Annotated in this window: 27 protein-coding genes; 12 read left to right on the top strand and 15 right to left on the bottom strand. The window is 40.2% G+C overall.

The window, feature by feature from the left end; all coding sequences use genetic code 11:
- Nucleotides 1-7: 7 nt before the first annotated feature.
- From ABJN95_RS11540 to ABJN95_RS11555, 4 genes are all read right to left on the bottom strand, one after another.
- The gene (locus ABJN95_RS11540; protein ID WP_348370552.1) at nt 8-928 is read right to left on the bottom strand and encodes a carbon-nitrogen hydrolase family protein; all 921 of its coding nucleotides are present in this window, start codon (nt 926-928) and stop codon (nt 8-10) included.
- A gap of 118 nt (nt 929-1046) precedes the next feature.
- Entirely contained in the window at nt 1047-1322 is a 276-nt protein-coding gene (locus tag ABJN95_RS11545; RefSeq protein ID WP_348370553.1) for a hypothetical protein, read from the bottom strand.
- A 5-nt stretch (nt 1323-1327) separates the two neighbouring features.
- The gene (locus ABJN95_RS11550; protein WP_348370554.1) at nt 1328-1597 is read right to left on the bottom strand and encodes a hypothetical protein; all 270 of its coding nucleotides are present in this window, start codon (nt 1595-1597) and stop codon (nt 1328-1330) included.
- Between the two features lie 146 nt (nt 1598-1743).
- On the bottom strand, nt 1744-3231 hold the full coding sequence (locus tag ABJN95_RS11555) for a carboxypeptidase (RefSeq protein ID WP_348370555.1): 1488 nt from the start codon (nt 3229-3231) through the stop codon (nt 1744-1746).
- 147 nt (nt 3232-3378) lie between these two features.
- On the opposite strand from ABJN95_RS11555, the gene ABJN95_RS11560 reads away from it, so the two are divergent.
- The 4 genes from ABJN95_RS11560 to ABJN95_RS11575 all read left to right on the top strand — a co-directional run bounded on the left by ABJN95_RS11560 (nt 3379) and on the right by ABJN95_RS11575 (nt 10044).
- Nucleotides 3379-4518 carry a Gfo/Idh/MocA family oxidoreductase gene (locus tag ABJN95_RS11560; RefSeq protein ID WP_348370556.1) on the top strand — a complete coding sequence of 380 codons (1140 nt, stop codon included), beginning with the start codon at nt 3379-3381 and terminating at the stop codon, nt 4516-4518.
- 354 nt (nt 4519-4872) lie between these two features.
- Nucleotides 4873-6426 (top strand): phosphatase, encoded by a 1554-nt coding sequence (locus ABJN95_RS11565; RefSeq protein WP_348370557.1) that lies wholly within the window; start codon nt 4873-4875, stop codon nt 6424-6426.
- 84 nt (nt 6427-6510) lie between these two features.
- Entirely contained in the window at nt 6511-8373 is a 1863-nt protein-coding gene (locus ABJN95_RS11570) for a cytochrome c peroxidase (RefSeq protein ID WP_348370558.1), read from the top strand.
- 93 nt (nt 8374-8466) lie between these two features.
- Nucleotides 8467-10044 carry a fasciclin domain-containing protein gene (locus ABJN95_RS11575; protein WP_348370559.1) on the top strand — a complete coding sequence of 526 codons (1578 nt, stop codon included), beginning with the start codon at nt 8467-8469 and terminating at the stop codon, nt 10042-10044.
- A 12-nt stretch (nt 10045-10056) separates the two neighbouring features.
- Here the strand turns inward: ABJN95_RS11575 and ABJN95_RS11580 are convergent, their stop codons facing one another.
- The 3 genes from ABJN95_RS11580 to ABJN95_RS11590 are packed head-to-tail and all read right to left on the bottom strand — an operon-like array spanning nt 10057 to nt 12072.
- Nucleotides 10057-10821 carry a TIGR02757 family protein gene (locus ABJN95_RS11580; protein WP_348370560.1) on the bottom strand — a complete coding sequence of 255 codons (765 nt, stop codon included), beginning with the start codon at nt 10819-10821 and terminating at the stop codon, nt 10057-10059.
- Entirely contained in the window at nt 10818-11375 is a 558-nt protein-coding gene (locus ABJN95_RS11585; protein WP_348370561.1) for a CPBP family intramembrane glutamic endopeptidase, read from the bottom strand. The genes ABJN95_RS11580 and ABJN95_RS11585 overlap by 4 nt, the downstream gene beginning before the upstream one ends.
- A 10-nt stretch (nt 11376-11385) precedes the next feature.
- Nucleotides 11386-12072 carry an ABC transporter ATP-binding protein gene (locus ABJN95_RS11590; protein ID WP_348370562.1) on the bottom strand — a complete coding sequence of 229 codons (687 nt, stop codon included), beginning with the start codon at nt 12070-12072 and terminating at the stop codon, nt 11386-11388.
- A gap of 345 nt (nt 12073-12417) precedes the next feature.
- On the opposite strand from ABJN95_RS11590, the gene folE reads away from it, so the two are divergent.
- The 3 genes from folE to ABJN95_RS11605 all read left to right on the top strand — a co-directional run bounded on the left by folE (nt 12418) and on the right by ABJN95_RS11605 (nt 13976).
- Nucleotides 12418-13017 carry a GTP cyclohydrolase I FolE gene (gene folE, locus ABJN95_RS11595; RefSeq protein ID WP_348370563.1) on the top strand — a complete coding sequence of 200 codons (600 nt, stop codon included), beginning with the start codon at nt 12418-12420 and terminating at the stop codon, nt 13015-13017.
- A gap of 83 nt (nt 13018-13100) precedes the next feature.
- The gene (locus tag ABJN95_RS11600) at nt 13101-13604 is read left to right on the top strand and encodes a DUF2807 domain-containing protein (protein WP_348370564.1); all 504 of its coding nucleotides are present in this window, start codon (nt 13101-13103) and stop codon (nt 13602-13604) included.
- A 69-nt stretch (nt 13605-13673) separates the two neighbouring features.
- Nucleotides 13674-13976: a hypothetical protein gene (locus ABJN95_RS11605; RefSeq protein WP_348370565.1), complete on the top strand. Its 303-nt coding sequence runs from the start codon at nt 13674-13676 to the stop codon at nt 13974-13976.
- Here ABJN95_RS11605 and ABJN95_RS11610 read toward each other — a convergent pair.
- Complete coding sequence (locus tag ABJN95_RS11610) at nt 13973-14185, bottom strand: DUF2892 domain-containing protein (RefSeq protein WP_348370566.1); 213 nt, start codon at nt 14183-14185, stop codon at nt 13973-13975. The genes ABJN95_RS11605 and ABJN95_RS11610 overlap by 4 nt on opposite strands.
- Nucleotides 14186-14385: 200 nt before the next feature.
- On the opposite strand from ABJN95_RS11610, the gene ABJN95_RS11615 reads away from it, so the two are divergent.
- The 5 genes from ABJN95_RS11615 to ABJN95_RS11635 are packed head-to-tail and all read left to right on the top strand — an operon-like array spanning nt 14386 to nt 18310.
- Nucleotides 14386-15606, top strand: a complete 1221-nt coding sequence (locus ABJN95_RS11615; RefSeq protein WP_348370567.1) for a sulfite oxidase — start codon at nt 14386-14388, stop codon at nt 15604-15606.
- Nucleotide 15607: 1 nt separating this feature from the next.
- Nucleotides 15608-16009, top strand: coding sequence for an ACT domain-containing protein (locus tag ABJN95_RS11620; RefSeq protein WP_348370568.1), 402 nt, complete (start codon nt 15608-15610; stop codon nt 16007-16009).
- A 9-nt stretch (nt 16010-16018) separates the two neighbouring features.
- Nucleotides 16019-16468 (top strand): monoheme cytochrome C, encoded by a 450-nt coding sequence (locus ABJN95_RS11625; protein WP_348370569.1) that lies wholly within the window; start codon nt 16019-16021, stop codon nt 16466-16468.
- A complete protein-coding gene (locus tag ABJN95_RS11630) occupies nt 16452-17408 on the top strand; it encodes a sulfurtransferase (protein WP_348370570.1) in 957 nt (318 codons plus the stop codon). Before ABJN95_RS11625 ends, ABJN95_RS11630 begins: the two co-directional genes overlap by 17 nt.
- 20 nt (nt 17409-17428) lie before the next feature.
- Nucleotides 17429-18310, top strand: a complete 882-nt coding sequence (locus ABJN95_RS11635; RefSeq protein WP_348370571.1) for a sterol desaturase family protein — start codon at nt 17429-17431, stop codon at nt 18308-18310.
- A gap of 87 nt (nt 18311-18397) precedes the next feature.
- Here the strand turns inward: ABJN95_RS11635 and ABJN95_RS11640 are convergent, their stop codons facing one another.
- The 7 genes from ABJN95_RS11640 to ABJN95_RS11670 form a co-directional block, all read right to left on the bottom strand.
- Nucleotides 18398-18976, bottom strand: a complete 579-nt coding sequence (locus tag ABJN95_RS11640) for a type 1 periplasmic binding fold superfamily protein (RefSeq protein WP_348370572.1) — start codon at nt 18974-18976, stop codon at nt 18398-18400.
- Between the two features lie 15 nt (nt 18977-18991).
- A complete protein-coding gene (locus ABJN95_RS11645) occupies nt 18992-21388 on the bottom strand; it encodes a TonB-dependent receptor (RefSeq protein ID WP_348370573.1) in 2397 nt (798 codons plus the stop codon).
- A gap of 71 nt (nt 21389-21459) precedes the next feature.
- Nucleotides 21460-21765, bottom strand: a complete 306-nt coding sequence (locus tag ABJN95_RS11650) for a hypothetical protein (RefSeq protein ID WP_348370574.1) — start codon at nt 21763-21765, stop codon at nt 21460-21462.
- A gap of 49 nt (nt 21766-21814) precedes the next feature.
- A complete protein-coding gene (locus tag ABJN95_RS11655; protein WP_348370575.1) occupies nt 21815-22315 on the bottom strand; it encodes a DUF6787 family protein in 501 nt (166 codons plus the stop codon).
- Nucleotides 22316-22351: 36 nt separating this feature from the next.
- Nucleotides 22352-22813, bottom strand: a complete 462-nt coding sequence (locus ABJN95_RS11660) for a DUF6146 family protein (RefSeq protein WP_348370576.1) — start codon at nt 22811-22813, stop codon at nt 22352-22354.
- Nucleotides 22814-22880: 67 nt separating this feature from the next.
- Complete coding sequence (locus ABJN95_RS11665; protein WP_348370577.1) at nt 22881-23516, bottom strand: DUF937 domain-containing protein; 636 nt, start codon at nt 23514-23516, stop codon at nt 22881-22883.
- 77 nt (nt 23517-23593) lie between these two features.
- Nucleotides 23594-24544 (bottom strand): D-2-hydroxyacid dehydrogenase, encoded by a 951-nt coding sequence (locus ABJN95_RS11670; protein WP_348370578.1) that lies wholly within the window; start codon nt 24542-24544, stop codon nt 23594-23596.
- Nucleotide 24545: the final 1 nt, after the last annotated feature.

The raw sequence follows: 24545 nt of genomic DNA on the forward strand, positions 1-24545 counted from the left end.
TTATAACCTAAGACTTTTTCATCTCAGGCTGATTGTTGACTTTTAGTTCAAAAATATCGTTACGGGCATAATGGCCGATGACATCAAAATCGAGTTTGCTCTTCGCAACATCCTCCAGATCGAGTTTTGCTACTAATACACCTGCTTTATCAAACAAAGGGCCTGCAATAATTTGGCCAAGAGGAGAAACAATCATGCTTCCACCAGGGCACAAATTCTCGGGTTCATCTTTAACACTAAACCTGTACTTTTCTGGATACATTGATTTTGTATAATACTGATTACATCCCAAAACAAAACACCGACCTTCAAGCGCAATATGTTGCATTGTGGATGTCCATTCCGGTCGGGAGTCTGCCGTTGGAGCAATATAGATTTCCACACCCTTCTGGTACATGCTCATTCTAGCCAGAGGCATATAATTTTCCCAGCAAATGAGTCCCCCAAGTTTGCCAATAGGGGTTTGGAAACTCACTAGAGATTCGCCGGCTGCCTCAGCCCAAATAAGGCGTTCGGTGCCCGTAGGCTTTATTTTTCGATGCACCCCTAGTAGACCGCGGGTAGGGGAGATATATACCATAGAACAATAAAGGCTACCATTTGTATTTTGTTTTTCGGTTATCCCGATGACGAGGAATGCATTTTGTTCTGCAGCTAGTTTTTCCAAACGGGTGCGGTCGTCACTTTCCAAATCGATACTATGGGCAGCAAAGTCGGCATACAGCTGTCTTCCCGCCTCAGATCGACTGCCAATTTTGGCCCCAAAATCAAAGCCTCTGGGATAGCCAGGTACAAAGGACTCTGGAAAAACCATCAGTTCACAGCCTTGTTTGGCATAGGTTTTTACAAGTTGCTCTAGTTTAATAAGTGTTTTTTCTTTATTGAAGAAAACCGGACTCTCTTGTATAACTGCTACTTTGACTTTCATAAAAAATTATATGGAATCTAAGATACTTTTTTTATACTACTATAATCGCTTACGGCAGCGTACACTGCAACGCTATGCCGGTGTGAGGTTCTTTGCTACTTTAAAGATGACCAACTGCCTAGCCATAAAATAACCAGAACAAGAAACTCAATGTGAAAACTGTACATCCAACATAAATTGCAATTTCAACTTTCGCAGCCTGTTTTGCCTTAGTTCGAATTTCTGTTTTTATGCGACGCAACTCTTCGGCAGATACTTGCTTAAATTGTACTTCAGTCTTACCTGAAGTTTCATAAAGCAAGGTTTTTAAATCTTTTAGTTTTCGTTTTTTTAGAAGCGCTCTATTCTCTCGTAAACTGGTAATAGCCGCTGCGATTGTTCCTGCTGAACTCATATCTTTTAAACAATATAAAATAACCAATACAAGCCATAAAACACGACCATGGTACAAAGAGTGTATAGGCCCGCCTCTTTCCAAGCATCTTCCTTTGCCTTTCTACGAATCTCAGCTTTGATTTGGGCTAATTTTTGAGGAGAAACTTCTTTGAATTCTAATTCGGTTTTACCAGAAGCTTCCAGAACTAATTCTTTGATGTCTTTAAACTTTCGTTTTTTTAGCAAAGCTCTATTTGCTTTTACCACTAACATTGGTTGACTAGCTGATCCCATAACTTCATCTTTTAATTATGGGTAGTAAGAAATCGGATTTCGTTACAATAAAAAGGTTTAACTGCTCGTAAAATCAGACTAGGCAACCAAAAAATATCCTAGATTTCCAAAGGAGCTCTAGGATATTTATAGCTATGCTGTGCGCTTTAATATTTTGCACTCTTCCCATTCGCCATGGTTCTTTTTATAAAGTCGCGAATATCATTATTGGCATTTTGCAGGTCTTCCCTTCGCAAGTACATCATATGCCCTGAGCGGTAACCTTTAAAATCAAAACGATCTTTCATGCGACCACTAGGATCTGTTTGCCACATGGTGTATTTGGCCTGAAAATAGGTAGTAGCGCCATCGTAGTAACCCGATTGAACCAAAACGTTTAAATAGGGGTTCTGCGCCATGGCCTGACGCAAATCATCTCTAGTGTTATCATCATCATTATTCCAAGGATGCACCGGACCGAACATATTGTATTTGATATCGGTTTTGAATTTTAGTTCTTCCTGTAGATAATAATTAATCGCTGGGGTGAAGCTGTGCAGCCAGGAGGTTAACTCTGCACTGTAATCTGGACGTACGCCTGTCAGTTGGCGATCGATTCCTAAATATCTCGAATCAAGTCGCCCAATAGTATTCCCTCGGTCTTTGAGTAGATTTTTCCAAAAATATTGCACCGGCACTACCAGATTCTGATCTAGAATTTCTTCCTTGGATAAGCCCGAATAGTAGGCCATTTTTTCAGCCACGGCATTCTTTTCCGTTTCCCCAATAAAACCTCCTTTGGCCAAAGCGGGAATCAATGTATTAACGGCATAGGCCTCAGATTCTGGAAGGATAGCTAACAAATCTTTGCTTTGCAGATCTGCAGGCAAGGCCTTATGATGCCATGCCGCTGCAGTATAGTATGGTAAACTAATGGCATGTTCAACTGCACCGCCTGTATTGTATAATTTGTAATCTGCCGGAGAAACCATGATCACACCATTCAAGTACATCCACTGCTGATTTTGCAATGCTAGTGATAGTCCCATTACCCGGGTACCACCATAACTCTCTCCAACGATATACTTGGGCGAACGCCAACGATTGTTTCGGGTTACAAAAGTGTTTAACCATTCTGCCAAGTATTTAATATCTGCATTAATTCCGAAGAACGTTTCACGATCTACCTCCTTGCCTGATTCTGGTATAGTACGACTATAACCTGTATTGGCCGGGTTGACGTACACAATATCGGTAACATCTAATACCGAATACGGATTTTGTTTTACACCGTAGGGTTGCACCGGATAGCCTTCATCATCTATCTTCAAAATACGGGGACCCGTATAGGCCAAATGCATCCAAACAGAGCCGGAACCAGGTCCACCATTAAAGGAGATTAGCAGCGGACGGGAAGCCCGGTCTTTTACATTATTACGGGTATAATAAGTATAGTGTAGGGCGGCAATCGGTTTGCCCATTTCATCCCATACAGGTTGTGTTCCTGTTTTTGCCGTATAATTGATAGGCGTACCATTGATGGTTACACTATGTTGTGTGGTAATAACAGTATCAACTGGAAGCTTGCGTTCTTGAGCAGTTGCACATTGAAAAGCGAAAATCGAAAGTGTTAAAAAAAGAGTAAGTTGTTTCATGATTTCATTGAATTAGTCAGTTGCTAAATGTAGCGAAAAAAGATGCAAGTTTTGCGCTCCTAATAAAGCGTTTTATGTAACAAAAAATTCAAATCATCGATTAAAAATAGTTGTAGCTTTAATAAGGAATTCAAAAAAATGAACATCATGTCAAATATCAGCAGAAGGACTTTTAATAGAAAACTCACTCAAGGAATGGCGGGTTCGGCCTTGTTAGCCGGAATGCCTTGGGCCTGTGGAATGGGAGAAGAAGCACAAGAAAGGAAACTGGGTATTGCCCTTGTTGGGCTCGGGAGTTATAGCGCGGGGCAACTGGCACCAGGATTAGTGAATGCCAAACACTGTTATTTGGCAGGAATAGTAACCGGAACTCCTGCAAAAGAAAAGCAATGGATGGAAGAGTACGACATACCTAAAGACAATGTTTATAATTATGAGAATTTTGATAAGATAGCTAACAACGATGCGATTGACATTGTGTACGTTGTCTTACCGAACAGCATGCATGCTGAATTTTGCATTCGTGCCGCCAAGGCTGGGAAACACGTGATCTGCGAAAAGCCCATGGCGGTTAGTGTTTTGGAGTGTGATGCCATTATCGAAGCTTGCAATGCCGCTGGGGTTAAGTTGAGTGTGGGGTATCGTATGCAGTCTGATCCTTATACCAATGAAATTAAGCGGTTGGTAAGAGAGAAGACCTTCGGCGATGTGCATTATGTTTCCTCAGACGCCGCTTACATTTCCCGTGGGAATCCCGATCAATGGCGATTGAACTATGCACTTTCTGGAGGCGGTGCACTCATGAATATGGGTGTTTATTCGATTCAAAGTAATATTTATGGTACAGGAACGAATCCGATTTCGGTTTCTGCTCAAGAATTCAGTACAATACCTGAGTATTTTAAGGATACTGATGAAAGTATAACCGCTCAAATGCAGTTTCCCAATGGAGTGGTAGGTCATATGTTTACGAGCCACAATGCGAATGCCAATCGTTTGTTTGTAAACTTTAGAAGGGGATGGGCAGAATTGAATCCGTGTCACAGCTATGGCCCTTTGGCCGGAAGAACTTCAGAAGGAAAGGAAATTAAATACCCACATCAAAGCCAACAAATGGTGCAAATGGATGATTTTGCTAAGCATATCAAAACAGGAAGTACCAATTTTGCGCCTGGCGAGATGGGCAAGCGTGATATGATTATTGTTGAGGCCATTTACCAATCGATAAAAGAAGGTGGCAAGACCGTTCCTTTGGATTTAGGTAATATGGGAATTGTTAAGTCGTAAGAAGTACCTAAATTAGCTTCTAGGAGGCCGTAAAACCATGCATTCACTTCATCTTATGTTAAGTCTACAATTTCTTAACATACACTCTTCTTTTTAAGCCGAGCTACATTTTAAAAAGAGAAATGCCCGCATCTATCTCTATTTCTGCTGCTTAGCATTTGGGCGCCTCATGATTTATTAACTGAATGTTTTCTTACCGTAATCTAAATTCAACCAAAACCTTAACTTTTTGTAAATCGCTTAACCTACAATTCAATAAAATTTAAATAAAGGGCTACATCTAGTTAATATCCTCTGCGCATTCGCTCTCTAGTTTTGTTAAAGAAATTTTAAAACCTAAAAACAGTTAACAAAATGAGAACACTTAAAAAATTGCTTTTTTGTGCTGGGGTAGTAGCCACAGCATCTTCTTGCGACCGAATTGATGATTTTATTAGTGATGGGGGTGATGATGGTGACGAACCCAAGAAAGAAATGACCCCTTTAACAAGCTCTGTAGTACCCGATGGGGTATTCAGCTTGAAAGGAGAATTCGCCAGTAGTGCTGATTTGAAAATGGTAATGACGTCTGCTGACATTTTACCGTCAGATTCTACTTTTGTTTATGGTTCATTTATGGATGGTGCTGCACTTTATCCGAACGGAGACGGAAGCTATGCATTCATCAATAATTTAGAGTCTGACTATTCCATAGCCAGAATTCAAATGAATGCTGATTTGCAGCCCATGGAAGGCGACTACATCGTGAATGCCACCGCTACGGCATTTACGGCACAGTGTTCTGGTTCTTCCATTACGGTTGAAGAACATGGTTTTGGTCCCCTGTATCTTTCAGGAGGTGAATGGGGCGGTAATGCCAAAGGCGTTTATAAGGTGAATCCTTTTCGTCCTACAGAAGATAGAGTCGAAGCCGAAAGATTACCCGCGCTTGGTGAATGGTCTACAGAAAACGCCGTAGTAATCGGCAAAAATGCATTCCCTGGGCAAACTGTAGTTTTTATGGGTGATGACGATAGCAACAATGCCTACCCAGAATCACACTTTGCTATGTATGTGGGTGCACTTGGTGACTTATCAGGTGGAAGTCTTTATGTGTTAAGAGGCAAGAACCCAGTAGAGTCTGGTATTGGTGAAGGCGGACAACTCTTTGAGATGGGAATGGCCGAAGGAACAACCTATGATGTAGAATGGGTTGAAGTTTCAGAAAGAACAATAGCTGAGTTGAATCAAGAAGGTATTGACTCCTTGGCCATTGGTTTCCAAAGAATTGAGGATATCGATTGGAGAAGAGGTTCAGCAGAAGCAAATAGAGAAGTGTATTTCAATGCAACGGGTAGGTATCGTTCTGATAACCCTGACTTGGCTAACAGAGGTACTACTTTTGGGCGTGTTTACAAACTAACCCTGAATCCTGATGACCCAACAGCCGATGCAAAAATAGAGGTGGTAATGGATGGTGATTTGAAAGGTGGTAAGGCAGATGGAATGCACTCACCTGATAACATTTTGGTCACCGAAAACTATGCTTATGTTCAGGAGGATCCAAACGGATATGCTGACTTAAATCCTGCTATCACAGGCTTTGCAAAAATGTGGCAGTACAATTTGAATACAGGAGAAGTAAAAGAGGTAATGGAGTGTAACCAACAAGGCGCGGCGGCACTTGGCTATGGGGTTACTGATAGCAATTGGGAAATTACTGGAGTCATTGACGTAACTGACATCATTGGAGCTTCCGAACCCACTTTTCTGGGCGGTGCACAAGTTCATGGTTGGAACTATAGTACAACGCCTGAAACTGCTGTAAGAGCTGACGGATTGAAATTTGTTGATCCTACTGCTATTTCTGAAGACCTAGCGCGATTAGAAGGTTCTTTCTTATTTAAGATTACCGGTCTTCCAAGATAGTCTGTTCCTAGTAACTTTTTAACTAACGGAGGGTTCCTGAACTATTAGGAACCTTTTGTTGGTTGCTAATAAAATCTATTTGCTATGAAGTTAAAGTACACCTTTATATTACTACTAGTTTTTCTTATGCTTTCATCGTGCAGTAAGGAAGACAAGAAATTGGCTCTCGTCACCTCATCAAATTCCGAATCAGTATTCAACCAGGCGATCAGAAATCACTATTTCAAAACCTTAGATAGTGCTGCGTTCTACATTCAAAAAGTAGATACGCTAAAACTACTGGGTGAAAACAAAACCAACTTTTTGATGAGTCGCAAATGGTATAAACGCGCAGAACCAATGTTGATGGCTTATGACTATGAAAACTACTTGTCGATGAATGCGCCCAACCTCTTGAAGGTTGAAATTGATGATTACCAAGATATCAAGGTGCTTAAACCAAAAAGCTATCAGGTACTAGAAGAGCTGTTGTATGCCGAAGCGGGTTTTGAAAACAAAGAAGTGCATCGCGTTGCTGAGTATTTAAAGGTTCGTATTCCTTACATTCGGAAGAATCACATTCTTATCCGACAACGTGATAGACATCATTTAAAAATGATTCGCGATGCAATAGTCAATATTGCAACCAAAGGAATTACAGGTTTTGACTCACCAATGCTATCAAATTCACTACAAGAAGCTATATACAACTATGAAACCATTCGTGAAATTGTAAGTATTTATGAACCAGCGTTTGCCTCCAAAGCCTTATACCTGTCTTGGCTACAGGAGATAGAAGCAACTAAAGGAAATTTGAAAGACGAAGACTTCGATAGTTTTGACAGATATTCTTTTATAAAAAACCATACCAACAAACAACTCGATCTAATACATAAAACAGCCGAAGATTGGCGTATAAAATTAAATACTTCACGCCCCCTAAATCCTACAGCGACTAACTTGTTCGACAAGGATTTTTTCAATATGAGGCTGTTTTCGGCACCACGTTCACCTGAGATTACTGATGAAAGAATTGAACTTGGACGAATGTTATTTAATGACGAATCGCTTTCAAGTACAGGAAATATTAGCTGTGCGTCCTGTCATCACAAAGACAAAGCCTTTACCGATGGACTCAAAAAGGCACAGGGAATTAACAAGGTTGAACTACAGCGCAATACCCCTACATTGACCTATTCGGTGTATCAAAAGGCAATGTTCTATGACGGCCGTGCGACTGGACTTGAGGACCAAATTGTAAATGTGGTCAATGATAAAAATGAATTCCACCTTGACTTAAATACCATGGAACAGCGAATTAAGGCAAACCCTTTGTACACCAAGCATTTTGATTCTTTATATGCGGGTACTGTTTCTAATGGCAACGCACGTCATGCCATTGCTACTTACATTCGAAGTCTTGCACCCTTTGATTCTAAGTTCGATAGAAATATGCAAGGTTATGAAGACAGCTTGAACGAGGAAGAAATTTTGGGCTTTAATTTATTTATGGGAAAAGCGGCCTGCGCCACTTGTCACTTTCCACCTGCCTTCAATGGTTCGGTACCCCCAAAATACATGGAAACTGAATTTGAGAATTTAGGTGTTCCTAAGAATGCCAGTTTTGAACATCCGGTATTAGACGATGACCCCGGGCAATATGAACCGTATGAGGTTGAGGAAAAACGTAATTTTTTCAAAACCTCCACCGTTCGAAACGCGGAGCTTACTGCACCCTATATGCACAACGGTGTATACAAGACACTTGATGAAGTGATCACCTTCTACAATGTAGGAGGAGGCCAAGGTATGGGGTTGGATGTACCCTATCAAACCCTACCATCAGACTCCCTTAATCTTTCTACTCGTGAATCTAAGGCATTGATTGCATTTATGAAATCATTGACAGATGAGGAATTCACCTTAAGGGAAGAGGATACCGCTCTTTTAGCAGATTCTGATAGATAGAAAGCTATAGACAAGATGCAAGACGGCAAGCTGCCATGAGCAAGCCTAAAACAATACGTACCGACTAGAATACGAATATTTAAAACCCATGAAATGAAAAAAAGTTTATTGAAGCTTACGATCTGTTTAAGCGCGTTATTTCTTTGCGTGACTTCTTGTACCAAGAATGAAAATATAAGCTATGATGCTATTAAAGACAATATAGAAACAAAAGAAGAAGAAGTTATAGAAAACCCATCAGATGACACCACACTAGATTTGATAGAACTCATTGCCCAAGATGAAACATTGTCATCACTATCACAGGCCATAATTCAAGCGGACTTTCAAAGTGTTTTGAATTCGGATGATGCATTTACTGTTTTTGCTCCTACCGATGAGGCTATACAAGAACTTTTTGACCTATTGGGTGATGCATATTCAAGCGTTGACGATTTTGACAGTGCAATTGAGCGCGAGTTACTGAGCAGAATCCTTAAATTTCATGTGATTTCAGGAGCATTTGATTCGGCAAGGCTTGAAGCGGGTAGTGTAAGCACCTTATATGAGGAACAAACCTTTGAAATAGTAGCTGATGGTGATGGCTTCATTATTTCCGATGCTTCAACCGTCGATGCCAATTTTGTGTCAGTAGACCATAGCGCGACCAACGGTATCGTTCACACCATTGATAAGATTTTAATCCCGGCAGATGTGGCAGAAGCCTTAGGCCTTTCCACGGAAACTGTTGATAGTTCACAACGTACCATTAAGGCACTAATTACCAAAAAAGAAGGCTTTGCGTTCTTCAAAGAAGCTTTATTGCTAACGGGGCTTTTAGACGCTTTAGATGAGGACGGACCCTTTACCGTTTTTGCCCCTTCTGACGGCTATTTTACAAATCTGTTTGCCTTGTTAGGAGAAGAATTTGGAAGCCTTGAAGATTTTGATACCGAATTAGAACTCGACCTACTGCGTGAAATCTTATTGTTTCATGTAGTTCCCGGTAATTTTAAATCCACTGATTTTACCACCGGACCTTTGGTTACGCTTTCTGGAGAAAATACGCTTGGTGTTGTTGAAGCATCTGGAGAATTGGTTTTGAAAGATGCTACAACCTTAGATATCAACCTCATCATGACTGATATTACAGCCCAAAACGGAGTGCTACATGTGGTGGATCGTGTATTGATTCCCGAATCTGTAATTGCGGTTGTTGAGCGTGCTGTGCATGCTGCTTTTGAAACTGTTATGTCGAACGAAGACCAACTCAAATTAGCGCTTGAATTTTTTAATATGGCACGAGAAAGAATGCACCTTGAGGCATTGGCCGAGAAAAAGTTCACCTTCTTTTTTCCTTCAGATCAGGCCTTCTATGATTTATTTGACGAAATAGGATACGGTACCATTGAACAATTTAATAGTGAAGAAGGTCTTCAACTTCTAAAAACCATACTTGCTTATCATTGTGTTGAGAATGAGAGTCTGAAAGCGGCAGATTTCACAAACAACCAAATATTAAATACCTTTCAAGGCGAAGAACTAGGTGTGTTATTAGACTCTGGTATTTATATTTTAGACAAAACAACAGCGACGTCAAAAGTGATCGATATAGATTTAGAAGTACTTAGTGGCGTGATACATATTGTCGACAAAGTATTGTTGCCACAAGAAGTATTGGATGCGCTTTAGTTGGTGCCATTTTTAAAAATTTTCGAAAACACCAAGACCGAAGAGTGCAAAGTCATATTTGACTGGATCTTTTGGGTCTAGTTTTCGAAGATTTTTATCTAAGGCCGTCACAGCTCTGGCATCGTTTTGTTTGCGTTTAAGCAAGTTCAACTTACGGGCGACATTGCCAGAATGAACATCGAGTGGGCAAGAGAGCATTGCAGGCGATATGGATTTCCAAAGTCTAAAATCTACCCCGCTCGAGCTGTCGCGAACCATCCACCGTAAAAACATATTTATGCGCTTGGCAGCCGAACCCTTTAAAGGGTCACTGACATGTTTTGTAGTTCGTTGTTGGTGAGGTAATTCGAAGAAGATTTCTTTAAATGCTGAGATAGCAGGTTGCATCGATTGCAGATTGTTGTTGGCTGCAAAAACACCTTCTAGTCCCTTATGATTTAGGTATATATTTTTTAAACTTCTGATAAAGTATTTGAAATCTAAATCATTAAACGTTCTATGAACAAAACCCGAAAGCTTTTCCAAATCAAGCTCGGTATGGTTGAGCACATAATCATGAGGAGAATGGTCTAAAAGCGCCATCATCCGCTGTGCATTATTGATGATACTTTTGCGATTTCCCCAAGCGATAGTCGCGGTAAGAAAGGCACTTATCTCAACATCTTCCTTTTTTGAAAAGCGGTGCGGGATTTGTATGGGGTCGCTTTCGAGAAATCTCGGGTGGTTGTATTGTTCCACCTTGGCGTCTAGAAATTCTTTGAGTTCACCTTGGGTCATTCTAATGAGATATCTAGAATTTGCAACACTAAAATTGGCCCTACCAAAAGTAGATTATATGCTGCGTGCAGAAAAATTGCCCACCATAATCCGAAACGTACGCGAATAAAACCAAGCAGGGCACCTACACTAATTTGAGGGGCAACTAACAAAGGTGAGAGCAATAGAATGGTGGTTGTTATTTCAAAATTGGTAATGTGATAAAATCCAAAAATTAGGGTCAAGCCGTAAAAGATATATCGAAAATAGGGCTGGTCTTTAAAAAATATCATGGGTCCTCTAAAGATAAATTCTTCTAGTAGGGGGGCGAGCACCACAGCAGCAAATACCAAGAACCAAGGAGAAAATTTTTCCAGGGCCCCTTCGATAGCATGTTTTCCAAAATCGAGACCAAAGGAGGTCTCCACTACGCCAATAATTCCCCCTAAGAGGATGCTGATAACCAAAGCAATCATCAGCAATCTAGACATCACTAGTATACGATACTTAGAGTCTTTGTTTTCATCTTCTTCGTAGATTGGATTTTTAATAAAGTTCCAGACTTCTAGCAGCATAAAAGGATATCTAAGTAGTGGCTACAACTTTTTCTTTGCCCGTGATCAAGCCGTCTACCATCACCAGTTTACGGTCTGCCAAATCAGCCAGTTGCTCATTGTGGGTAACAATGACAAAGGTTTGCCCAAATTTATCACGGAGCTCAAAAAACAACTGATGCAGCCTATCTGCGCTTTCAGAATCTAAATTTCCGCTGGGCTCATCAGCAAAAATTACCGAAGGGCTATTGACCAAAGCCCTTGCAACAGCAACACGCTGCTGCTCGCCACCAGAAAGCTCGTTGGGTTTATGGTCATATCGGTGCGAAAGCCCTAAAAAATCTAGCAGTTCCTTAGCTCTGGTTTCCGCTTTGCTTCTTGGCGTTTTTTTAATAAAAGCAGGAATACATACGTTTTCTAATGCCGTAAACTCAGGAAGCAATTGGTGAAATTGAAAAATAAAACCGATGTGTTCGTTTCTAAACTTAGCTAATGCTTTGTCAGAAAGATCGGTTACTTGAGTGTTATCAATAATTAATTGACTCTTATTCTTATTGGTTGGTACATCTAAAGTTCCTAAAATTTGAAGTAAGGTGGTCTTGCCAGCTCCTGAAGCTCCAACAATAGATACTACTTCACCCTTTTTGATATGTAAATCAACTCTCTTTAAAACTTGGAGTTCCCCATAAAATTTTTCAATATTTGAGGCTTTTATCATGCTTCCGATTTTTCAGGGATGAAAGTAAACATTAGGGTTGACATAGCAAAATTGAGAAATCTATTGGACCCGTGAATGCCTTGATAATGTATTAGTTTTAACCCTTAAAACAGTATCGATTTTGTAACCTATCTTTAAATTGCCCATCAAACACCTGCTATTGTCAGACTTAAATAGCGTAAATTCAATTGAAATAGATGTTGCAGCATGCTTTAGCGTTCCATATGGTATAAGAAGCTTGAAAAACTGCCCATGGGTTAATTAAATCATAATTTTATGGAAACAAAAGAATATTGCTTAAATTTGTTTAGCTATTATAGAAAAAGAATAAACAAAATACATTAGATGGCACCATACCAAAATTTAGAAGAATACAACTTAGAAATAACCGATGAAGTTAGAGAGCGCTACTCCTCCATTATAGAAGAAATAGGAGAAGACGTAGCCCGAGAAGGTCTCTTAAAAACACCAGAACGGGCAGCAAAAGCGATGTTGTTTTTGACCCAAGGATACCAACAAGACGCTGCTGAGATTTTGAGAGGTGCCATGTTCAAAGAAGATTATGACGACATGGTAATCGTAAAAGGCATCGAATTATACTCCTTGTGTGAGCACCATATGCTTCCCTTTTTTGGCAAGGCGCATATTGCCTATATTCCGAATGGGCAAATAGTAGGCCTTAGTAAGCTACCTAGAATTGTTGATGTTTTCGCCCGTCGCTTACAAGTACAAGAGCGGCTCACGCACGACATCTTAGAATGCATCAATGACACCTTGAAGCCCAAAGGTGTCGCCGTAGTAATCGAAGCTGCTCACATGTGTATGATGATGCGTGGCGTGCAAAAGCAAAACTCCGTAACGACTACTTCTGGTTTTCGAGGGCAATTTGAGAAAATTGAAACGCGAAATGAATTTTTAAAATTGATCAGTTCAGATTTAGCGTAAATAATTAAAGGCAATTTTTTTTCTTGGTGTAACCTTTGATCAGATTTTGGGTCTCTATGATACAGAACCTAAAATCGTGTGTTATGACAAAATTATCGATTGCCATTTTTCTATTTTTTTCTGTTTGCTCATTTAGCCAAAAACCGCAGCTATTCGATCGGTTTGAGGGTGTAAAGAGCACTATCAACGCCAAAATACATATTGTAAAATCCGAATCCTATAAGGCGGTGGTGACTGGTGATTCTTACCTGAGCTCCACCATACAATTAGACCTAGAAGATTCAACCTTAAAACTTAGATCAGCAAGTATAGACCGCAATTACGAGGGCATTCTCGTTACAGTTTATATGCCAACAATACAAGTGCTTGCATTAGTTAATGGTGGAGAATTGACAATGGATGAAGAATTTTCAAGAGTACCAACACTTGTCGTTTCTGCTGAGAACAAAGCGCTCGTAAATTTATCAAATATTGACTTCAATACCCTGATTATGAGTACTACGAAAGGCAGTCAGGTCTTGTATAAATCGGTGCAGACGGTAATAAAAACATCCAACAACGGCGCTGGCGTACGTGTTAGCAACTGATTTTGGCCCAGAAAATTATTTTTGGCATTGGAATTGATTCTATTCTGCAAGGAATACTTAATTTTAATTATGTCAAAAACAAAAGACTCAAAATACAAAAACCTCTTTTACGGACTGTTATTTGATGCCATAGGGATGCTTTCTTTCGCCATTCCATTCATTGGCGACTTTTCCGATATTATATGGGCGCCTATCGCCGCGTGGCTAATGACACGAATGTATAAAGGCAGAGCAGGTCAGGCCGCGGGGGCGGTGACCTTTGTCGAAGAAATACTGCCTGGTTTAGATATCATTCCGATGTTCACGATCATGTGGGTGTACACCTATATATTCAAAGGTGCCAAGAAAGAAAGCATCATAGATGTAGACTAGTTCTTCGCCTTTACTTTGCAAGTGTCTAATCCTACCAAGGCGTACAAAGGGCAAAAACTTACAAAGCTTGTCAAGACAAATACTCCTGCAAGGGCAAGCAATACGTATGCCAGCGTACCTTCAATGATGTTCATGTAAAATAATACGCCAATTATGGCAGCAACAATAAAACGGATAATGCGGTCTGTACCGCCCATATTTTTCTTCATAATTTTAATTTAAATGTTCTACGGCCAAAACGATGACTGTTACTATGGAAGCACATAGTATACATACCAAAAGCAGTTTGAAAAGTTTTGACCTCATATATCAAATGTAAAAATTGTATTTTTCAGGTATTGTAACATTAGTTACCGACTTGCTTACTATTTGATTGTAATTTTAATTCAACTAACTGGAAATTGAAGATATGAAAAGACGCTTTTTTATTGAAAAAACAGTTTTGGCATCAATGACAACCCTACTGGGAACCGATATTGTTTTGGGTGCGACTATGCCTAAAGGTTACACACCTTTGGCGCTTCAAGAACCAGATCCTTTCCAATTGTTTTCTAAGGATACAAGAATGACGGTTTTAAATAATAAACCTTGGAATATCGAAGCAAAAGCCCATTTGTTGGATGACAAGATTACCCCCAATAAATACATGTTCATTCGTAATAATGGAATTATTCCTGACAAGCCGGATGCGAAAACATGGACCTTAACTATCGATGGCGAATCGGTAAAAGAGCAGAAATCGTATACCCTTGAAGACTTGAAATCTAAGTTTGAATTGTATACCTATCAGCTGACCTTGGAGTGCGGAGGAAACGGTAGAAGCGAATTCGACCCTCCAGCGAAAGGGAATCAATGGACTATAGGGGCTGTTTCCTGTGCCAACTGGACAGGGGTTCGACTGCGTGATGTTCTTGAGGATGCTGGTATAAAAGCCGATGCCGTATATATTGGCTATCACGCTGCAGATATTCATTTAAGTCGTAACCCAGAGAAAGAACCTATTTCAAGAGGGGCTCCTATGGCAAAAGCATTGCAAGATGAAACCCTTTTGGCTTTCCAAATGAATGGCGAAGATATACCATTGGCACATGGCTATCCCTTGCGATTGGTTGCCGGTGGATGGCCCGCTTCTGTTTCTGGAAAATGGGTAAATCGAATTAGTATTAGAAACAAAGAGCATGATGGACCGAAGATGGGAGGCACGTCATATCGCGTTCCTTGTAAACCTGTTGGACCAGGAGAGAAGGTTGCCGATGAAGATATGTGTATTATAGAATCAATGCCGGTGAAATCATTGATTACCTATCCGATGTCGGGTGCCATCTTGAAAAAGGGCAAGCAATTGAATATTCGAGGCCATGCATGGGCCGGAGAATTGGAAGTAGCAAAAATGGAATACTCCATCGACTTCGGTTCGACCTGGAAGCGTTGTGCTTTGGAAAAACCTTCAAATCGACTAGCATGGCAACATTTTTCGGCATCTGTGAGTTTTCCAAAAGAAGGCTACTATGAAGTATGGGCTAGGGCTACTGATTCACGAGGTACGGCCCAACCGATGTTATTGCCCGGATGGAATCCGAAAGGGTATCTGAACAATGCCTGTCATAGAATAGCGATAAAAATTACTTAGGTTGAGCGGCGAAGTTAATCTTACAAAGCTGATACAACGAATGACCCCAAAACTAAATTTGGGAGATTATGTATTTGTAACGATCAAAGACGCTAGTAAATTAGACAGCATAGAAACCATAGGTTTGTTTAAAGAAGAAGAGGGTACTACGCTCATTTTAGAACGCACTAAGGCAGACGCACTGAAATTAGAATATGAGTTCGTGGCATCATGGATTACATTACAGGTGCATTCGTCATTAGAAGCAGTAGGCTTAACCGCTTTGTTTTCAAATGAATTGGCGAAACACGGTATTGCTTGTAATGTAATTGCCGGATATTATCATGACCATATTTTTGTAAATAAAAAGGAATCAGAAAGGGCAATAAAGGTTTTAACCCAATTGTCAAAAAGCTATAAATAGGTATTATCAATGGACGAGGAAAATCTCTCAAAAGGCATTAGGGGCTCTTATCGAATAATCATAGTTGTAAGTGCATTGGTAGTCATAGCTGCAATCACGAGCATTTATTTTTTTGGTGAGCCAAAAACCGATTTGGTAGAAGTCGAACTAGACCCAGACGACCCAAATCGAATTGAAAACGGAATCCATGTGCGTACCGGTTTCATTGACGCCCCCGGCATGCAGGAAACCGTGAATAACTGCACCAGCTGTCATTCTGCACAACTCGTCATTCAAAATCGAATGGATGCCGATCGTTGGAAATCGACAATAGATTGGATGCAGAAAACCCAAAACCTATGGGATTTGGGCGATAATGAAGCAATCATTATAGATTATCTGGTGAAGAACTATCCCATTATTGACAAGGGAAGAAGAGCAGGGCTAAAAGATGTAGAATGGTATGAATTACAGAACTAGCATAGCTATTGTTTTAATTTTTACCCTGTTTTCCTGTAAAGAAATATCGGAAACAAAAACGCTTTCTCAGCCTTTAAATTCCTTAGGCTATCACAGCACTAAACATTTAATTGAAGTAGCAGACTTACAGCCCATTTTACATGACACGGAAATAAAAGTCATCGATTTCAGAAAAACGGCGGACTACAAAAAAGGTCATATACCTGGCGCTTTACATCTTTGGCGACCAGATATTGAAAATAAGACCTACCCTTACAAGGGCATTATGGCCGATAAAGAAGCGCTTGAAGCGACCCTTTCCAATTTGGGAATTCATCGAAGTGATATCGTAATTATCTATGATGATAGAGGTTTATGTGATGCTGCTCGCTTGTGGTGGGTTTTAAAAACACATAACTTCGATAATGTGAAGCTGCTGAATGGCGGCTTATCGGCATGGAACGAAAACCAAGGTCTTTTAGACGAGGAAATACCTAAGGTTATACCTTCGAAATTTACATTTCCTGCTGCGCCTTCAAGAAGCTATTGTATTGATAAAGAACAACTTGAATATTATTTAAATGAGCTGAATTTGGTTCTGATAGATGCCAGAACGGTTGACGAGTACATGGGAAAGCGACAGAAATTGGGTGCCCAAAGAGCCGGAAGAATCCCAAACAGTGTGCATATCGACTGGATGCAGGCCATAGAAGCAAAAACTACTAAAAAATTCAAATCAAGGGCAGCCTTAGAGCAAATTTATGCTAGGGCAGGGACGAATATGAATAATTTAGTGGTTACCTATTGTCATACAGGTGTTCGCTCTGCGCATACAACTTTTGTGCTGACAGAGTTGTTAGGCTATACCAACGTAAAAAACTATGATGGCTCATGGTCTGAGTGGAGTTATTTTAAAGATTTACCTATTGAAAAAGACAGTGTTACCTCAGTGATGAAGTAGTAGCACAACTCATATTAGCTATGGAAAGATATATAGAAGCCTTTGCAAATTCATTTCTTGGAACCCTAAATTGGACCTGGAAATCCATCTTGTTTGAAGTACCCTGGTATACCAACTATTTCTGGGGGTTGATATTGATTTCCCTTATTGTATGGGGGCTAGAGATTGCATTCCCTTGGAGAAAGGAGCAATCTATTTTTAGAAAAGATTTTTGGTTAGATGCATTTTACATGTTCTTCAACTTCTTCATTTTTGCTATTGTGGTAAGTGGTGTTTACAAACTTTTAGAGTTGTTGTTTGCAGATATAGGTATTACTTCAAAATCTTTGGCAATCATTGATTTGGCATCCTTGCCAGCCGTTGTGCAATTGGTGATTTTCTTTATCGTATTAGATTTTGTGCAATGGTTTACACATACTCTACTGCACCGCTTTGAGTTCTTATGGAAGTTTCATAAAGTACATCATTCTGTTAAGGAAATGGGTTTTGCGGCGCATCTACGATATCATTGGATGGAAAATATTCTTTACAAACCCTTAAAGACCTTCGGAGTTATGATTTTAGGAGGTTTTGAGCCAGAGCAGGCCTATATAGTTCATTTTGCAGCCATTTCAATCGGACATCTTAATCACGCCAATATCAAACTCACATTTGGGCCGCTGAAGTATGTTTTGAACAACCCGGTAATGCATTTATACCATCATGCCTATACACTTCCTGAAGAGCGGAGCAAGGGTGTAAATTTTGCTATTAGCCTAAGCCTATGGGACTATATTTTCAAAACGAATTACATTCCAGAAGATGGTGGCAAAATTGAACTGGGTTTTAAAGGAGATGATAAATTTCCAAAAACCTTTGGTCAGCAGCTTATTCACGGTTTTTGGCGCACTAAGGGGAGGTAACCCAACAACTTATTTCTGAAATAAAGAAAGGGTAAAGATTCACTTGGTTCTTTACCCTTTTTATAAAAATACAATTTTTGGTATTGACTACTCTACGGTCAAAGAGAAGCTCTGAGCAATATCCGTTTCCCCACCAGCATCAGTAAGCGTACCATCATTTGGTTTTTTAGGCTCGTGACGTAATGTAATCTGTAAGCTACCACTACCTGCATCTCCTGTGGTAAGTTCGAAACTGAGGCCTAAAGGATTTCCATCTCCATCTTGATCGGAATAGGTAACTGCGGTTACCGCACCCGATGTAGTAAAAAAGAACTGGTGCTCATCATCTTCCTGGGCTACCTCAGCAGTGATATCCTCTGCCGGACTTTCTGTTTCATTCAACAATTCAATGGCACCTGAATAGGTGGTATTTGCAGCTAGATTTCCAGAAATATCTATTACAGGGGCGTTAGGTCCGTCACCATCCAAATCTTGTGATTGAAGTGTAATTGTGGCGGCTCCAGTAGCTGTGAGTGTAACGTTCATTGTGGTTATCACTTCTTCTTCGTCTACCGCAACAGGATCGTTATCATCATCTGAGCAGGATACTTGAAGGAAAAAAAGGCTTCCCAAAAGCAGCAATGATTTAAAAACTGATGGGTTGATAAATAATAGGGTCTTTTTCATTTTTAAAAATTTAAATTAATAGTTATAAAGAATTCGTAAACTTATGTTTCTGCCCAAATCATCGACAAAATAGCGCTGACGATTTAGGTAATCACGATAATTAGTATTTAGTAAATTGGTGGCTCTGAGCCCTACACTAAGGTCATTATCCTTGAATAGGGTCAACTTATTTGAAATATCTAGAGATAATAAATGATAGCTGGGTGGAGGGGTGTTGATATCCAATGCTATTTCTTGTTGTTGCTGGGGGGAGAAAACGGTAATATTATCAGGGAAACGCCCCTGTTCAAAAACAAATTGGCTTTCTAGGCTAATGCTAAAGTCATTCCAATCTGAATTTGTATAAGAAATGCTATTACGCGTACTAGCCGCCGGTATGTTGATCAATGGAATATCTATAGTCGTATCTGTTCCTCTTACCCAAGAAAATTGATGATCCGACCTAATCTGCGACGTCCAATTGCTATACACTGAAAAATCAATTCCCACCAACTGGGCATTTGTCTGACGATACGACCACACTGGAAAAGCGCCACGTATGGTAAATTCTACGCCATCGGGTTCCAAGAGAATAAAATCGTTGATGAGATTGAGGTAGGGTGCAAAAGTGAAACCCCAGCGCTCAGAATTTAGCTCATAAGATGCCGAAATCTTCGAAGAGGTCTCGCTTTGTATACGCAAATCTCCCAATTCTATGCGCGCTGCGGAATGGTGTAACCCATCGCTAAACAATTCTGACGGATTTGGTGCCCTTTGCGCCAAAGCATAATTAAATCGAAGCAGTTGGTCGTTTTGCAAATCGTACTGTAGGCCAGCCATTGCAGATATATTATGGTAATCAAAAACAGGATTCACCAATAATTGCGTACCAAGGTCATCGCGCACCAAATCAGCAAACTCCACATCATAACCGCGTTCTTCCCAGCGTGAGGTGCGATAGAACTTTTTGGCATCGACACGACTGAAATCATAACGAACACCTGCATCAAGAGTGACATCAGCCCCAATCTCATATTCGCCAATCGCAAAAGCGCCAAAGTCATATTTGTCATAATCAGGAATCAATCGGCGTACGCCCGTTGCCGGATTGGCAAAATTTGTTTGAAATCTCCCCAAAACACCTATTTTGACTTCGAGTCCTTCTTTTGAATCCAATTGCACCGTTGACGAAAAAGTATGGGTCGTCAGCTTTAAATCTAACGAAGCTTTGTTGGCATCATCACCTACCCGTATATCATATTCAAATCGTCTGTTGCTCTGAAAATCATATTGCACATTCAACTTCCCAAATCCTGTAAAACGTCTGTAATAATTCAACTTCGCCAAATGATGGGTGACCTCTTGATTAGGTCTCTCGATGTCGTATGAAAAATCATTAATGATATCGGGCTGCTGACTGTTTATAGATGTAATAAGGTCGTCAATATTACCAATATGAGAAGCTCTTAAAATTCCGATATCCGCATCAAAAAAGGAATAATACCCTTCCCAACCCTGAACAAAATCACGTTTTCCAATATTGATGGAAACCCCTTTTTCTCGAATACCAGTGTTTGAAAGCAGATAATCAGGCGCTTCAAGGTCACCTAGAAGTTTATATGAACCTTGAGCCTTGATGTACATTCCAGAGTTGAAAGACTTTACCAAAGATGTGGTTGCATTTCCACCACGACCATTTGAAAAAAGGTTGAGTTGCGTTTTTCCAAATAGGGAGTCGGTTCGTACGATGGGCAAAGGTTTTAGAACAATGACCCCGCCAATGGCATCACCCCCATATTCTAACGCTCCTGCACCCTTGATAACACTAATGTCTTGATTTGAATTGATATCGACATTGGGGGCATGCTCTTCGCCCCATTCCATGTCTTGCATACGAACGCCGTTGTTGAGAATAAGAACTCTACTACCGTTAAGGCCCTGAATTACAGGCTTAACGATATTGGCTCCCGTATTCAGAGAGGAAACTCCGGTGATTTGCTTTAAAGCATCACCCAAACTATTACCACTGAATTTTTCAAGTTCAGCTTGTGATAGTTTTTCCTCTTGGCTTGAATTGGTGTTTTTCCTTACATCTCCAACAACCTTAACTTCATCTAACTCCTCTAGGTGATGTTCAATACGAATCTTTTGATAGGTATCTCCTGCTATAGTGACGGTAACGAATTTTGACTTGCAATCTGGATGTGAGATTTCCAATTCTAATACTCCGTCACAAAGGTTTTGGAAATTGAATTTTCCAGATTTATCGGAAGTCGTAGAAAGGTCTTTTGCGGTCACGTTGATGGTGGCGTTTTCTAAAGGCGTATTGTCATGAAAATCTACCACTTCGCCTAAAAGGATAGCGTCGCAGTCTTGTGCTGATATGAAATTGCCAAATAAAAAGGCAACTAGAATAACGAAAAGAAGTTTCATTGAATACGATTACACTTATTTCAACTAAAAGTCAATGCGCGACTTTTAGTACAATTCATTGGTACGAAGACTTAACCAACAAAGGGGGGAGGCCTACCAAATAGGCGAAAGTGTACTAATTTTGAAGAATCTGTTTGCGGGAGGTAAATTAAATTCTCCTTTGGGAAGGGAGTTTGCACCGGTGTTTCTAAGGAAATAACATTAGAAACAACAAATTCAGCCTCCTGATTTTCAACAGCAACATCACATATTTTACAATTTTCTATGGTATCAATATCAGCCTCTTGATGACTGTATACATGTGCGGCAGATACTTTGAAAAGCATTAACGCCAAAAAAGAAAATGCGATGATATGTAGAAAACTCTTTTTATGCACGGCACGAAAATAAGCAAACTCTAAGAATATCTTGTTAAAGAAAGCCTAACTATTTTTCTTTAAAGAGGAATCCAACACCCATACGCCGTAACATTTTCTTCTCGAATTCCCAGAAAAACTGAAATTGGCCGAAGAGCCATCCGAAAAAAACTAACAAAATTTGATAGAAAATCAAACTTACGCTGATGAATAAAAACCAGTAAAGGAAAGCATTTAGATTCTCTTGGTTGATTCCCAAAAATTTTACAATAGGCCTACCCACTAGAACGCTCGAGCTACCGGTAATGGCAAATACTAAGAAGATGCGAATCATCTCCCATCTATATTGCACTACCCATTTATTTTCTAGTTTTTTAAATATAAATAGGCAAAGCTTTACTAGAAGGTATGATACTACCAAAGCAACACTTACCGTAAGAAAGAAGTTGATGTCCTTGGTTAAGATTTTGGCCAATTTGTAAGCACTATAGAGAATTCCGGTGATACCGAGAAAGGGGAATACAAGTTGCCAGTTTTCTTGTATTTGCCAGCGTTCTTTAAACTTTTGCATGCATTAGATCTTACCGTGCAAATATAGTGAGCAACTTTATATTCTTACCACAAAAGGCCCTAAGCGCTGTCGGTATTTACGTTGAAAATAAATGAAGTAATTATAGAGTTTGTAATTTACTTCGTAACCATAATCAATGTTTGACTCATAATTGATTGGCAGTTGATACAAATCTGGATTGAACCTGTTAGGCTGCATTACACGCTGATTCCAGTTCGTAACCATGATCTGGTTACGGGTCTCCAAAAAGCCTTGTGAATAATAGCCTGGCATACGCGCTATACTACTCAGCCAAATGTTGAAGCCAGGTTCTATGATGATGATTTCATACTCGGTTTCATCACTAGAAATTTTTATAGTATCGCCTTCTGTTTGACTAAATGCTTCTTTTTCAGCATCCGTTATATCGGATACATCAACTGTTTCTTGGGTGCTGCCGCAGCTAGCAATGAGTATTACAAGCACCAAGCTATAAAGAGCTATAAGTATCTTTTTCATACACTCAAGATACGAAAAAACCGCCTACCTTCTGGCAGACGGTTTCCTTAAACATATGTTTGAAAATTTATTTTCCGAACAAGCCTCCAAGCAGTCCGCCAAGGCCTCCGCTTTTCTTCTGGCCTCCGCCCATAACCATACCAGCAACATCGTCTAAAATGCTACCATCGCCGTCTGCATCTAGCAAAGTAGTTATTAAGCTCTGGTTTTGTTGGGGCTGACCACCTAATAAACCTCCAAGTAGACTATTCATTCCGTTAGCATCTTGAACGTTTTGCTGTCTCGTTTCCTTTCCGATAAAGCCCATTACTATGGGAGCAGCAATCTTTAAGATGTTGGCAATAGCCCCTGCATCCATTCCTGATTTCTGACTTAATGCGTTCTGAACATTGCTTTGACTACCGCCAAAAAGATGTCCTAATATTCCAGCACCATCATTGGTAACGGCTTCATCTACACCACCACCAAACAAGCCACCTAGATCGTTTAAGATACTGCCGTCGTGTTTGTTAGACAAAGCACTCATTAAACCCTGAGCACCTTGGGGAGTAGCCACATTTTTTTTCATAGCGCCTAAAAGTAAAGGCATTGCCATGCTAAGCACATCACCAGTCTGACTTTCTGGTTGCCCAGTTTGACCAGCTACGCCGCTTATTAATTGTTTGCCCATTGGGCTGTTGAGTAAATCTAGTAATCCTGACATTTCAATTAGTGTTTAAAAATTTGGTGTGTAATGTACAAAAAGTACCTTATATAATAGACCAAAGGTCTAAATAATGATTATTTCAACAAGGCAACTATTTGAGTAGCGAGTTCTAAACCAATGCGATCTTGCGCCTCTCCAGTTGCGGCCCCGATGTGCGGAGTCAAGGAAATATTTGGATGCATCAAGATTTTTATTTCAGGATTTGGTTCCGATTCAAAAACATCCAAGGCCGCAAACGACAGTTTTCCATTTTCCAATGCCGCTATTAACGCAACTTCATCAATAACCCCACCTCTTGCAGCATTTACAATACCTGCCCCATCTTTCATAAGGTTAAATTCGGCTTTGCCGATAACGTATTCCTTTTGAGCAGGAACGTGAACAGTAACAAAATCAGCCTGGTTCAGTACGTCTTCCTTTGATATACTTTTGAAATTAAAAGAAACAGCCTGCCCGTCGAAAAAGGGAACGTTTACCGAGGCCTCTGCTATGTATGGGTCGGAATAAACAACTTTCATACCCACCCCCAAGGCTATTTTAGCAGTGGCTTGACCTATTCTGCCAAAACCAACTACGCCTAGCGTTTTTCCTCTTAATTCGACGCCCTTGGCATATGCCTTTTTCAACTCCTTGAATTTGCTATCACCATCTAAAGGCATGTTGCGGTTGGCGTCATGTAAAAAACGAACCCCACCAAACAAATGTGCAAATACCAATTCAGCAACCGATTCAGACGAAGCAGCCGGCGTATTGATAACATGCAACCCCTTTTCCTTAGCATAAGCTACATCGATATTATCCATACCAACACCTCCTCGGCCAATTAACTTAAGACTTGGGCAATTATCGATAATATCGGCACGCACCTTGGTGGCACTTCGCACCAGGAGTCCAACGATATTATTTTCGTTAATAAAATTTACTAACTGCTCTTGAGCAACGGTAGTGGTCAAAACTTCAAAACCTTCTTTTTCTAAAGCCGCTATGCCTGATTGTGATACGCCGTCGTTTGCTAATATTTTCATC

This window comes from Maribacter sp., assembly GCF_039974175.1.
Classification (GTDB): domain Bacteria; phylum Bacteroidota; class Bacteroidia; order Flavobacteriales; family Flavobacteriaceae; genus Maribacter_C.